The sequence below is a fragment of the Methylobacterium sp. genome (assembly GCF_028290105.1).
In the GTDB taxonomy this organism is placed as follows: Bacteria; Pseudomonadota; Alphaproteobacteria; order Rhizobiales; family Beijerinckiaceae; genus Methylobacterium.
This window is the reverse complement of sequence record NZ_JAQGKL010000258.1, coordinates 24319-37352: the sequence shown is the minus strand read 5'-3', so window position 1 is coordinate 37352 and position 13034 is coordinate 24319. Positions and strand designations below refer to the sequence as shown.

The following is a 13034-nucleotide window of genomic DNA, read 5'->3' as shown; positions in this document are numbered from 1 at the left end:
TGATCTATTGCTCGATCTCCGGCTACGCCTCCGACGGGCCGGAGGCGGCGCGGCCCGGATACGACATCGTGGTGCAGGGCGAGGCCGGCCTGATGGCGCTCAACGGCGAGGCGGACCGCCCGCCCCTGAAGTTCGGTCTGGCGGCGGTCGACCTCTTCACCGGGCAATACGCGGCGCAGGCCGTGCTCGCCGCCCTGTTCGCGCGCGAGCGCGGAGCGCCGGGGCGCCACATCGAGCTCAGTCTCTTCGATTGCGGCATCGCGCTCACCGCCTATTACGGCCTGGAGGCGATGGTGCGCGGGCACGACCCGGTGCGCGCCGGCAACGCCCACCCGTCGATCGCGCCCTACGGCGTCTTCGAGACCGGCGACGGCCCCATCGTGCTGGCGGTAGGCAACAACGGCCAGTACCGCCGCCTCTGCGAGCAGGTGCTGGAACGCCCCGATCTCGCGGCCGATCCGCGCTTCGCCACCAACCTCGCGCGCTCGCGCAACCGCGCCGAACTCCTCCCCGCGATCGAGGCCGAACTCGCCCAGCGGACCCGCGCCGACCTGCTCGCCCGCCTCGCGGCGGCGGGCATCCCCGGCGGCGAGGTTTTAGGGTTGCACGAGGCCCTGACCTCGGATCGGGCCGGGGACCTCGTGATCCCGCAGGGCGGCGAGGCCCATGAGGGGGCCCATGTGCTGGCCCCGCCCTACCGCCTCGACGGGACCCGCCTGCCCGTGCGCCGGATGCCACCCGCCCTCGACGCCTCGGGCGACGCGATCCGGGCGGAACTGGCGGCCAAGCTCAGGTGATCACGGAGGGCTCCGTGCGCCCGGTGAGCGCGGCGATGTCGGCAAGCTCGTTCGCCACCGCCACCACCGGGGCCAGCACCTCGGCCACCGGCCGTTCGAGCCGGGCAGGGTCGGATTCGTAGCGCTCGATATAGACCCGCAGGGTCGCGCCCGCCGTGCCGGTGCCCGACAGGCGGTAGACCACCCGCGCGTCCTCCGCGAAGGTGATGCGCACGCCCTGCTGCTCGGTGACCGAGCCGTCCACCGGATCGACGTAGCGGAAGTCGTCCGCCGCCGCGACGGTGAGGCCGCCGAGCCGCGTGCCCGGCAGCCCGGCGAGCTTGGCGCGCAAGCCCGCCATCAGGCGCTTGGCGGCCTCGGAATCGATCTCCTCGTAATCGTGCCGGGTGTAGTAGTCGCGCCCGAAGGTCGCCCAGTGGCCGCGCACCACGTCCTGCGCGGGCTTGCCCGTGGCGGCGAGGATGTTGAGCCACATCAGCACCGCCCAGAGCCCGTCCTTCTCGCGCACGTGGTTCGAGCCGGTGCCGGCGCTCTCCTCGCCGCAGAGCGTGATGCGCCCGGCGTCGAGCAGGTTGCCGAAGAACTTCCAGCCGGTGGGGGTCTCGTAGGCGGGGATGCCGAGGGACGCCGCGACCCGGTCCAGCGCCCGGCTGGTGGGCATCGAGCGAGCGACGCCCGCCAGGCCCTTCGCGTAGCCGGGGGCGAGGTGGGCGTGGGCGGCCAGGATCGCGAGGCTGTCGCTCGGGGTCACGAACAGGCCGGGCGCCACGATCATGTTGCGGTCGCCGTCGCCATCCGAGGCCGCGCCGAGATTGGGCGCCTCCGCGCTCAGCATGAGCTCGTAGAGGTCGTGGGCGTGGACGGGGTTCGGATCGGGATGGTGCCCGCCGAAATCCTCCCGCGGCGTGCCGTTGAGGACGGTGCCCGGTTCGGCGCCGAACACGCCCTCCAGGATCGCGGTGGCGTAGGGGCCCGTCACCGCGCTCATGGCGTCGAAGCGCATGCGGAAGCCGCCGGCGAACAGGCGCGTGATCGCCTCGACATCGACGAGTTCGCGCATCAGCGCGAGGTAATCCGCCACCGGGTCGATCACCGCGACGACCATGTCGCCGATCCGGGTCTCGCCGACCGTGTCGAGGTCGAGGTCCGGCCCCTCGACGATGCGGTATTCGGTGAGCGCCTTCGTTCGGGCGTAGATCGCCTCCGTCACGCTCTCGGGGGCCGGGCCGCCATTGGCGGTGTTGTACTTGATGCCGAAATCGCCGTCGGGCCCGCCCGGGTTGTGGCTCGCCGACAGGATGATGCCCCCGATGGCGCCGTGCTTGCGGATGACGCAGGAGGCGGCCGGCGTCGAGAGCAGGCCTCCCTGCCCGACCAGCACGCGGGCAAAGCCGTTGGCGGCGGCGATCTTGAGGGTGGTCTGCACCACCGTGCGATTCAGGAAGCGGCCGTCACCGCCGAGCACCAGGGTGGCGCCCGCCCGCTCGGGAATGCAATCGACGATCGCCTGGACGAAGTTCTCGACGTAGCGCGCCTGCTGGAAGACCGGAACCTTCTTGCGCAGGCCGGACGTGCCCGGCTTCTGATCGGCATAGGGCGTCGTCGGCACGGTCCGTAGAGACATCGTTCAAGCACTCCTGGGTCTTCGGGCCCAACAACGCCGTTTGCCCACGCGGGTCAATCGCTGGTGGAAGCGCCGTTCGAACGCGGGAACACGCCGCACGCTCGTTTCCGGATGACGGCAAGCATCGCCGATGACGACAAGCATCGCCCAGGATGACCGAGCGATCTTCCTCATTCGTTAAGGCAGTTCTTCCTGTAAAACCGCGCCGTGGCTCGTGATCGACGCACTCTAGACCGAAATCTTTTCCCTTGCCGCCCTGTCGCATCCATGCTTCAAAAGCCTCGGCCAGGTGGGTGAGTGTTGAGCCAGGATCCCCGCAAGGATCCCTACGTCCGGTTCAAATCCGGACCCCGGCCTCCAACCTGCTAGACGGTCCGTTCCTTTTCGGACCAAAGCATCGCGGATCGATCCGGGGCCGTCATGGAACCCGGGATCTCCGTGCCCTCATGCACACCGATACGCTTTTGCTTGGCGACGCGGGCGGCTGGGCTTCGAACGCCGTTCAGCCGGCGGGATGAAGTGTGCCGCTGAGACGTACTGACCCGGGAACGAACCCGAATGGTCAAGATTTGTCCCTGGCGAGTTCGCGCGTGAGGACGGTCATGGAATCTCTGCAGGATCTCGGCGCGCTCACCGGCGGAGAGCCGGCCGCGCCGGAAGCGGCCGCCGAGGACATCCTGCTCGCGCCGCTCGCCGACATTCCGCGCATCAACCTGCGCGAGGCGGGCGAGCCGTGGGACAAGCGCCGCCAGGCCGGCAAGGCGCTGCGGGAGACGGTCCCGCATGCGTCCCATGCCGCCTGGGTCGCGCCCGCCGACCGGCCGGACCCGGTCTCCCTGATCGAGGCGGCCCATGTCGGGCGCCAGGCGCACCTCATCCCGCTCCGGGTCGCCCGCATGGCGAGTTCGCCCTTCGCGTTCCTGCGCGGGGCCGCCCACGTCATGGCCTGGGACCTCGCCCACACCCCGCGCAGCGGCATCACGGTGGTGATGAACGGGGACGCGCATCTGGCCAATTTCGGCCTGTTCGGCACGCCCCAGCGCGACATCGTCCTCGACCTCAACGACTTCGACGAGGTCACGATCGGCCCGTGGGAATGGGACCTCAAGCGGCTGGTGGCCAGCATCGAGGTCGCGGCGCGGACGGACGACGTTCCGCCCGACCAGCGCCGCGAGGCCACGGTGGCGGCGGTGGCGGGCTACCAGCACACCATGACCGAACTGGCGCCCCAGGGCCCCCTCGACGTCTGGCACCGGGCGGCGCGGGCCGACCGGCTCGACTTCACCGGCCTCACCATCGACGACGATTCGAAGGCGGTCATCGCCAAGGCCGTGGAGAAGGCGCGCAAGAAGAACAACAAGAGCCTGCTGGCGAGCGTCGGCGAGCGCCGCACCGACGGCGGCTGGCGCTTCCGGCAGGAGGCCCCGATCCTCACCAGCGTCGACGCGGAGACCCGGGAGGCGGTGATCGGCGGGCTGGAGCTCTATGCCGAGACCCTGCCGCGCGAGCGCCGGTTCATGCTCAGCCGGTACCACGTGGTCGATGTCGCCCACCGGGTGGTGGGGGTCGGCAGCGTCGGCACCCGCGCCTATGTCGCGCTCCTCTGCGGCAACTCGGACCAGGACGTGCTCTTCCTCCAGGTCAAGGAGGCGGTGACGCCGGCCCACGCGCCCTACCTCTCCGGCATGCCCGACGCCTACGGCGACCACGAGGGCGAGCGGGTGATCTACGGCCAGCGCCTGCTCCAGGCCGTGGGCGACCCCCTGCTCGGCTGGACCACCATCGCGGACCGGCCGTTCTACGTGCGCCAGATGAAGAACATGAAGGGCGACATTCCGGTGGCGGGCCTCACCGGCCAGCCGCTGATCTACTTCTCCTGGGCCTACGGCGCCCTGCTCGCCCGGGCGCATGCCCGCACCGGGGATGCCGCGGCCATCGCGGGCTATTGCGGGCGCGACCGGCAGGCGGCCCTGCGCGACGCGCTGGCGGACTGGGCCTTCGCCTACGGCGACCAGAACGAGGCCGACCATGCCACCTTCCGGGCCGCCATCGCGGACGGACGCCTTGAGGCCGCGCCCGACCCGGAGATGTAATCAGGACAATGACATATTTGAATCAATCTTTCGGAGATACATTCTGAAGTCCTAGCCTCAGGCTAGGGAGTTTGCCCGAAGGTTCGATTCCATAAAGCTGGTGCCCAAGGTGCAAAAAGTTAGCATCATCGAGGCAGACGAAAGGCTGAGCACAGCGAGGACGAAGCAAATTGCCACACGGCGTCGAAGCAAATCGCTCGTTCATCAAATGATGTAGTTGAAATCATGGCCATTGCGTCGCGCAGAGTATGGACGCCAAGTGATTTATCATTTTTAGCAATCATACTATTCTCAATTGCGCAGGTGTTTTCATACAAATTGATTTCTGGCTCAAAGACACAGATTTATATAAAAAATAATCGGAGCTATATGGCCTCGTCCGAGTATGTCGGGAGCACCGGTGGGCGCAGCTCTTCAGCGAAATACAGGCTGCGCTTCGATATAGCGACGGAGGGCGGCATCCATAGCTGCGATGTCGTAAAATTGGTCGATATTCCTGCCGCTCCGATACTGACAGACCACATTGCGGTTACGCCGCGGCCGAACACCTGCGAAGACCCCTATCTGACGGACCTGGAATTTTGGCCGCGTTTTGAAGCGCGGCTAGGCCTCAGCTTTACTGCTTTGGGTGGCACCCTGCTGATCGCCTCTGCCCTCTGGCATCGCCGTCTGGTGGTAAAAGCCATTGCGCGGCAATCGGCCAACGGGGCGATGGCCGCAGATGCGTCGATCTCAACGCCCGAGTCGCAGGTGCGAACGATCTGACCGCCCATCCACAGGGCCGCGACAAACTGGGGACGGCCCGGAAAAACGCGGAGCCCGACCCCGCTCCGGCGCGTTTCAAAGGTCCAATCCTCGAGCCGGGCAGCGCACCTCACCGATGGCAAAACGCAGGACCGCGTCCCCCGACACGATTTCTCCCGCAAGCGCCCCGAGGGTCAAACCCCCGAACACCCAAGCCCCTAAGACCAAAGCCCCTAAGACCAAAGCCCAGCTCACCGAGGCCCAACTTACCAAGGCACCAGCCACCAGGACCGCCCGCAAGCCGCTAGGCCGCGCCGCCGAGACGCAACCCGAGACCGAAGCGGTCCTCGCGCCGGCCAGCGCCGAGATCGTCGCCCCCCTCGTCCCCACGGGCGCGCTCGCCGTCGCGCTCCTCGGCCTGACCGAGTTGGGAAAGCCCCTGGTCCACATGGCCCGCGAGGGGCATCGGCTCGACGCGATCGCCGGGATCGTGCGGGCGCTGGCGCCGGACCGGACGATCGCGATCTACCCCGAATGGGATTGCCTGCCCTATGACCGCGCCTCGCCCTCGCGCGGGGTGATGGGTGCCCGCACCGGCGTGCTGCGCTGGCTCACCGACACGGCGGCCCTGCCCGACATCGTGCTCACCACCGCCCCGGCGCTGATCCAGCGCGTGCCGCCGGCGGAGACCTGGGGGCCGGCCCACCGGGAGGTTCGGGTCGGCGACGCCCTCGATGCGGCGGGCTTCACCCGGGCCCTGCAACGCCTCGGCTACATCCTCGACGACCGGGTCGACGAGCCCGGCGAGGTCGCCGCCTGGGGCCGGACCGTGGACGTCTTCCCGGCCGCCGCCGACCGTCCCTGCCGCATCGAGCACGACGGGGCCCGGGTCACCGCGATCCGGTCCTACGATCCGGTCTCGCAGCGCTCGCTGGCGGACGCGGAGGTGCTCGTGATCGACCCCGCCACCGAGATCATTCTGCCGGAGGATTCCGAAACCCGCCTCGAACCCTTCACCGGCCAGGAGCACGGGCTCGCGCGCTTCTATCCGGCGATGACCACCTTCCTCGACCAGGTGCCGGGGGCCCGTGTCGTCGTCGAGGACGGGGCGGAGGAGCGGGCGCGCGCCTTCTTCGAGCAGATCGCGGAAGGCCGCGAGGCGCGCGCCCGCACCCGGCGCGGCGTCCCCGAGGAGGCCGGCCTCTACCTGACGCCCGAGGACTGGGCGGCGCTCCAGGCCGAGCGGCGCGTCGCCAGCGCCTGTGCGCCGGAGGCGGGCGACCTCACCATGCCGGTCTTCGCCCGCAAGGCGCGGCCGAACACGGCGCTCGCCGAGACCCTGCGCGAGCGCCTCAAGGCCGGCGACCGCATCCTGCTGACGGGCCCGGCCGAGCCGCTGGCGCGCCTGGTGCGGGTCGCCGAGCGGGCGTTGGGCCGCAAGGCGCGGGCGATCCGGACCTGGACCGAAGCGGCGGCCGCCAAAGCCGGCGCGTTCCTCAGCCTGGTAGCCCCCATCGAGGCGGGCTTCCGGGTGCCGGACCAGGGTGTCGCCGTGATCGCGGCCGCCGACCTGTTCGGCGCCCGCGCCACCGTCGTGGCCGGGGGCCCGAGCGCCATCCTGCCCCTCGGCGAGGTCGAACTCCGGATCGGTGACGTCGCCGTCGACCGCGACAACGGGCTCTGCGTCTTCGAGGGCCTGGAGCCGGTCGGGACCGGCGCGGGCGCCAGCGAGGACGCCCTGCGCCTGCGCTTTGCCGGCGACAGCATCCTGATGGTGCCGGTCTCGCAGGCCGACCGAATCTGGCGCTACGGCTCGGAAGCCGAGGCCGTGACGCTCGACAAGCTCGAAGGCGGCAAGTCGGAGAAGGGATCCTGGGGACGGCGCCGCCTCGAGGCGGAGGCCTGCATGGCCCGGGCCGCGCGCGTGATGCTGGCGGACGCCGAGGCACGCCGGACGATCCGGGCGCCGGTGCTGGTGCCGCCGGACCGCCAGATGGAGCGCTTCGCCGCCGGCTTCGGCTTCGCGCTCACCGCCGACCAGGCGAGCGCCGTCACCGGCGTGATGGCCGACCTCGCCTCGGGCCGACCGATGGACCGCCTCGTCTGCGGCGATGTCGGCTTCGGCAAGACGGAGGTGGCCCTGCGCGCCGCCGCCGCCGCCGTGTTCGCCGGCAAGCAGGTCGCCATCGTCGCCCCCACGACCGTGCTGGCGCGCCAGCACGTGCAGACCTTCACCCGGCGCTTCGAGCGCTTCGGGATGGAAGTGGCGCATCTCTCGCGCCTCGTCTCGCCGGCGGAAGCCAAGCGGGTGAAGGCGGGTCTCGCCGACGGGTCGATCCGCCTCGTCGTCGGCACCCATTGCCTCGCCGCCGCAGGCGTCGCCTTCGCGGATCTCGGCCTGATGGTCATCGACGAGGAGCAGCGCTTCGGGGCCCGGATCAAGCAGGGCCTGCGCGCGGCGGCCGGCGACGGCCACGTGCTGACGCTCACCGCGACGCCGATCCCCCGCACCCTGCAGAGCGCGCTCGTCGGCCTGCAGAGCCTCAGCGTCATCGCGACCCCGCCCGCCGTGCGCCAGCCCATCCGCACGGTGATCGCGCCCTTCGAGGACGAGGCCATCCGCGACGCGCTCAACCGCGAGCACCGGCGCGGCGGCCAGAGCTTCGTGGTCTGCCCCCGGATCGAGGACATCGCCCCGATGGCGGCGCGCCTCGCCAAGCTGGCGCCCGACCTGAAGACGATGATCGCCCACGGCGGTCTGAAGCCCGCCGAGATGGACGACGTGATGGTGCGTTTCGCGGATGGGGAGGGCGACGTGCTTCTCGCCACCAGCATCATCGAGAGCGGCCTCGACGTGCCGCGCGCCAACACCATGCTGGTCTGGGATGCCGAACGCTTCGGCCTGTCGCAGCTTCATCAGTTGCGCGGCCGGGTCGGACGCGGCCAGCGGCGCGGGGTCGTCTACCTCCTGCACCGCCCCGACAAGCCGCTGACCCCCGCCACCGAGAAACGCCTGCGCACGCTCGAAGCCCTGGACCGTCTCGGCGCGGGCTTCGCCATCAGCGCCCGCGACCTCGACCTGCGCGGGGCCGGCGACCTCGTCGGCGAGAACCAGGCCGGCCACGTCAAGCTGATCGGCTTGGGGCTCTACCAGCACCTGCTGCACCTGGCGCTGCGCGCCGCCAAGGGCGAGGTGGCCGAGGACTGGAACCCTGAGATCCGCCTCGGGCTCTCCGGCGCCGTACCGGCGGACTACGTGCCCGAGCCCGAGGTGCGGCTCAGCCTCTACACGCGCACCTTGCGCCTCACGAACCCCGAGGAGGTCGAGGCCCTGCGCGCCGAGGTGATCGACCGCTTCGGCCCGCCCCCCGCCGCGTTCGAGGAGCTGATCGCGCTCGCCCGGCTCCGGGTCGGCTGCCTGGCGCTGGGCATCCACCGCCTCAGCGGCGGCCCGCAGGGGCTGGCCGCCGACCTGCGGCCGACCGCGCCGCCCCTCGTCATTCCCGCGCACGCCCATATCGAGCGCCGGGACAATCGCGTGCTGCTGCGCCAGGGCAGCGAGGACCCGGCGACGCGCGGGCGCCTCGCTGCCGCCTTCCTGGAACGCCTGACCGCGCAGGGTGACCGCGCGGCGGCGCGGGGTTAGCTCCCGGGCTTGCGCACCGCCTTGGCGACGTCGAGCGGCTTGGGCAGCAGGCCGAGGCGATGGAAGGTGTCGGCCACCCGCTGCTGGTCGGCGGTGGTCTCGGCGTTGAGCGGCGTGACCCCGTAGGTGAGACGGCGCAGGGCCACCGTGAGGATGGGCGCCGGGATGCCCACGGAGGGGGCGAGTTCGGCCGCCACCGCGTCGGTGTTGTCCTTGGCCCAGGCGTCGATCTCGCCGATGGCGCCGAGCGTCGCGTCGAGCGCCGGGCCGTTGGCGGCGGAGAAGGCGCGGGTCGAGAGATAGAACTGGCGGTTGGGCACGAGGTCGGTGCCGTCGACGAGGATGCGCCCGTTGGTCGTGCGCTCGCCGGAGGCGAGGTAGGGGTCCCAGATCACCCAGGCATCGACGGCGCCGCGGGCGAAGGCGGCGGCCCCGTCGGCCGGCGCCAGGAAGGTCGGGGTGACGGCGTCGTAGGGCACGCCCGCCTGTTCGAGGGCGCGCACCAGGAAGTAGTGGACGTTCGAACCCTTGTTCAGGGCGATCTTCTTGCCGCGCAGGTCCGCCACCGACTTGATGGGGCTGTCCTTGGCGACCAGGATCGCCTCGCCCTTGGGGGCGGCCGGCTCGTGCGCGACGTAGAGGAAGTCGGGATTGGAGGCCTGGGCGAAGATCGGCGGGGCTTCACCCGCCGAACCGAGATCCACCGCCCCGGCGTTCAGCGCCTCCATCAGCGGCGGCCCCGAGGGGAACTCGGCCCAGGTCACCCGGTAGCCGAGCGGCTTCAGGCGCTGCTCCAGCAGGCCCTTGCCCTTCAGGAGAACGAGCGTCCCGTATTTCTGGTAGCCGATCCGGATCACCTTCTCGTCGGCGCGGGCATGCAGCGCGCCGACGACCAGGAGGGCCAGGGCGGTGAGGAGAACCCAGGCACGGCGCAGGCCGTCGGGGCGCAGGGCGAGGACACGGGTGGCGGCGGGCATGGCTGATCCTCGGCGGGCTGGGGACCCTCCTCCCCCTCGTGGGGAGGAGCTGTTGATTGGGTGACCCTTGGTCGCTCACGAGGCGGGCGAAAACGACGCCGGCCCCGGGCATGGTTTCCGGCCGATCGCCTCGGCGACGCGGCGGAAACCGGATGTCCCTCAATGCGCCGAGACGCGGCGGTTCGGGACGATGTCGTTGGCCATGACCTCGCCGAACGGGCCGTTGTTGCGGGCGTTCGTGGGGGCGACGCCCGTGGTGGCGCGCAGGGGCAGCTTGGGGAAGACCAGCTCGGCGAAGCGGTAGGCTTCCTCCAGATGCGGGTACCCCGACAGGATGAAGCGATCGATCCCGAGGTCGATGTATTCCTTCATCCGGTCGGCCACCTGATCCGCCGAGCCGACGAGGGCGGTGCCGGCGCCACCGCGCACGAGGCCGACGCCCGCCCAGAGATTCGGCGAGACCTCGAGCTTGGTGCGGTCACCCCCGTGCAGGGCCATCATGCGGCTCTGGCCCACCGAATCCTGGCGCTTCAGGGTGGCCTGCGCCCGGGCGATGGTCTCGTCGTCGAGGCGCGAGATCAGGTTCTCGGCGGCGGCCCAGGCCTCGCCCTCGGTCTCGCGCACGATGACGTGCAGGCGGATGCCGTACGAGAAGGTCTTGCCCTTGCGGTCGGCGGCTTCCTTGGCTTTGGCGATCTTTTCGGCGACGCCGGCGGGCGGCTCGCCCCAGGTCAGGTAGACCTCGCAATGCTCCGCCGCGACCTCGATGCCGGCCGGGGACGAACCGCCGAAATACAGCGGCGGATAGGGGCTCTGCACGGGCGGGAAGATCACCCGGCCCTCCTCCACCTTGAGGTGCTTGCCCGCGAAGCTCACCGTCTCGCCCGACATCAGCCCACGCCAGATGTGCAGGAACTCGTCGGTGACGACGTAGCGCTCGTCGTGGTCGAGGAAGACGCCGTCGCCGCGCAGCTCGACGGGGTCGCCGCCCGTGACGACGTTGATGAGGAGGCGCCCGTCCGAGATCCGGTCGAGGGTCGCGGCCATGCGGGCGGCGACCGCCGGCTCCTGCAGGCCGGGGCGCACGGCCACGAGGAAGCGCAGGCGCTTCGTCAACGGTACCAGCGCCGAGGCCACCACCCAGGAATCCTCGCAGGAACGGCCGGTGGGCAGGAGCACGCCGTAATAGCCGAGCTCGTCCGCGGCCTGCGCGATCTGGCGCAGATAGGAGATCGAGACGTCGCGGGCGCCTTCCTGGGCGCCGAGATAGCGGCCATCGCCGTGGGTGGGGAGGAACCAGAGAACGTCGGTCTGTCCGGTCATGAAGTCTCTCACGGGGTTGGAGGCGGCGGCGTTCAGGCCGGCGCGCGCTCGGATAGCAGATGATCGAGGATGCGACCTTCCAGGGCCGCGAGGTCGGCGTCCCCCCGGCGGCGCGGACGGGGCACGTCCACGCTGACGTCGAGGGCGATGCGGCCGGCCTCCACCACGAGGATGCGGTCGGCGAGCGCCACCGCCTCGGCGACGTCGTGGGTGACGAGGATGGCGGTGAAGCCCTGCGCCTGCCAGATCCGCTCGATCATCGCCTGCATGTCGATGCGGGTGAGCGCGTCGAGGGCGCCCAGCGGCTCGTCGAGGGCGAGGAGGCCGGGATGGCTCACGAGGGCACGGGCGAGCGCCACGCGCTGGCGCTGGCCGCCCGACAGGGTGGCGGGCCAGTTGCCGGCCTTTTCGGTCAGGCCGACCTCGGCCAGGGCCGTCTGCGCCTTGGCGCGCCGGTCCGCCCGCGTGCCGCCCTCGCCCAGGCCCACCGCCACGTTGTCGACGACCCGGGCCCAGGGCAGCAGGCGCGGCTCCTGGAACATGATGCGCTTCGTGGGCGTGCGCACGGCCTGCGATTCGAGCCCGATGCGGCCGGCGCTGGGGCTTTCCAGCCCGAGGATCAGGCGCAGCAGGGTGCTCTTGCCGCAGCCCGAGCGCCCGACCACGGCCACGAACTGCCCGGCCGGGATGTGCAGGTCGAGGCCCTCGATCACCGTATGGCCGTCGAAGTCCTTCTTCAGGTCGCGGATGGTGACGCCGATGCCGGTGGCGGAGCGCGGCGTCTCCGGCCGCGCGAGGGGTGCGGCGGGCGCTTTGAGCGAGGGCACCTCGCGCGGTGCCACCTCGCGGGTGGCGGCGTCCTCGGGGACGCGAAGGGCGGTGGCGAGCATGGGACGGACCGTCGGGTGTGGGATCGGGAAACGAGGCGCGCGGTGTCTCAGACGATGTGGCTGCCGGATCCGCACCGGTCATCGGTGGCGCGCACCCGTCTCCCGAAGGAGAGGGCGCGCGTCGTGATCGGGTACAGCGGGGCGCAGACCGGCATCACGCGTTCCGATAGGCCGGGTTCCAGGCCAGGAACCGGCGCTCCAGGAGCCGGGTCACCGCGTCGGCGGCCTTGCCGAGGCCGGCATAGATCACGATGGCCAGAACCACGACGTCGACCAGCATGAACTCGCGGGCCTGCATCGCCATGTAGCCGAGGCCCGAGGAGGCCGAGATCGTCTCGGCGACGATGAGGGTCAGCCACATGATGCCGAGCGCGTAGCGCAGGCCCACGAAGATCGAGGGCAGCGCCCCCGGCAGGACCACGCGGGTGAAGAGCGAGAGCGGCGACATGCCGTAGACCCGGCCCATCTCGACGAGCTGCGGATCGACCGAGCGGATGCCGTGGAGCGTGTTGGCGTAGACGGGGAAGAACACGCCGATGGCCACGAGGAAGAGCTTGGCCTCCTCGTCGATGCCGAACCACAGGATCACGAGCGGGATCAGCGACAGGTGGGGAATGTTGCGGATCATCTGCAGGGTCGTGTCGGTCAGGCGCTCGGAGAGCTGCGACAGGCCGTTGGCGAGCCCCAGCGCGAAGCCGATGCCGCCGCCGATGAGGAAACCCACCGCCGCGCGGGCGAAGCTGATCGACAGGTTGGTCCAGAGTTCGCCGCTCCTGGCCGCCTGCCAGCCCGCCGCGATGACGCCGGAGGGTGCCGGCATGAAGCGCGTGGAGACGAGGCCGGTGGAAGCCGCGACCTGCCAGCCGAGGAGGATCGCCACGGGAACGAGCCAGGGGGTCAGGCGCTCGATCGTGCGGGTCTTGAAGGAGGTGGTCGACAT

At 70.7% G+C, this 13034-nt stretch carries 9 protein-coding genes and 1 tRNA gene; 5 read left to right on the top strand and 5 right to left on the bottom strand.

Features of this window, described 5'->3' with window-relative positions:
* Window positions 1–797: CoA transferase (locus JWQ05_RS18265; RefSeq protein ID WP_299661440.1), on the top strand; the 797-nt coding region annotated here is incomplete at its 5' end.
* On the opposite strand, the gene JWQ05_RS18260 is transcribed toward JWQ05_RS18265, so the two are convergent.
* The gene (locus tag JWQ05_RS18260; protein WP_299661437.1) at window positions 790–2421 is read right to left on the bottom strand and encodes an alpha-D-glucose phosphate-specific phosphoglucomutase; all 1632 of its coding nucleotides are present in this window, start codon (window positions 2419–2421) and stop codon (window positions 790–792) included. The genes JWQ05_RS18265 and JWQ05_RS18260 overlap by 8 nt on opposite strands.
* A 283-nt stretch (window positions 2422–2704) precedes the next feature.
* Here JWQ05_RS18260 and JWQ05_RS18255 point away from each other — a divergent pair.
* From JWQ05_RS18255 to JWQ05_RS18240, 4 genes are all read left to right on the top strand, one after another.
* A tRNA-Ala gene (locus JWQ05_RS18255) sits at window positions 2705–2781 on the top strand.
* A 242-nt stretch (window positions 2782–3023) separates the two neighbouring features.
* Window positions 3024–4514: a DUF2252 domain-containing protein gene (locus JWQ05_RS18250; protein ID WP_299661434.1), complete on the top strand. Its 1491-nt coding sequence runs from the start codon at window positions 3024–3026 to the stop codon at window positions 4512–4514.
* A gap of 225 nt (window positions 4515–4739) precedes the next feature.
* Entirely contained in the window at window positions 4740–5279 is a 540-nt protein-coding gene (locus JWQ05_RS18245) for a hypothetical protein (protein WP_299661431.1), read from the top strand.
* Window positions 5280–5394: 115 nt separating this feature from the next.
* A complete protein-coding gene (locus JWQ05_RS18240) occupies window positions 5395–8904 on the top strand; it encodes a helicase-related protein (RefSeq protein ID WP_299661428.1) in 3510 nt (1169 codons plus the stop codon).
* Here the strand turns inward: JWQ05_RS18240 and JWQ05_RS18235 are convergent.
* From JWQ05_RS18235 to ssuC, 4 genes are all read right to left on the bottom strand, one after another.
* Window positions 8901–9881: a sulfonate ABC transporter substrate-binding protein gene (locus JWQ05_RS18235; protein ID WP_299661425.1), complete on the bottom strand. Its 981-nt coding sequence runs from the start codon at window positions 9879–9881 to the stop codon at window positions 8901–8903. The two genes, JWQ05_RS18240 and JWQ05_RS18235, sit on opposite strands and share 4 nt — an antisense overlap.
* 159 nt (window positions 9882–10040) lie before the next feature.
* Window positions 10041–11204, bottom strand: a complete 1164-nt coding sequence (gene ssuD / locus JWQ05_RS18230; protein ID WP_299661422.1) for an FMNH2-dependent alkanesulfonate monooxygenase — start codon at window positions 11202–11204, stop codon at window positions 10041–10043.
* A gap of 32 nt (window positions 11205–11236) precedes the next feature.
* A complete protein-coding gene (locus JWQ05_RS18225) occupies window positions 11237–12094 on the bottom strand; it encodes an ATP-binding cassette domain-containing protein (protein WP_299661419.1) in 858 nt (285 codons plus the stop codon).
* Window positions 12095–12248: 154 nt separating this feature from the next.
* Window positions 12249–13034, bottom strand: coding sequence for an aliphatic sulfonate ABC transporter permease SsuC (gene ssuC, locus JWQ05_RS18220; RefSeq protein WP_299661416.1), 786 nt, complete (start codon window positions 13032–13034; stop codon window positions 12249–12251).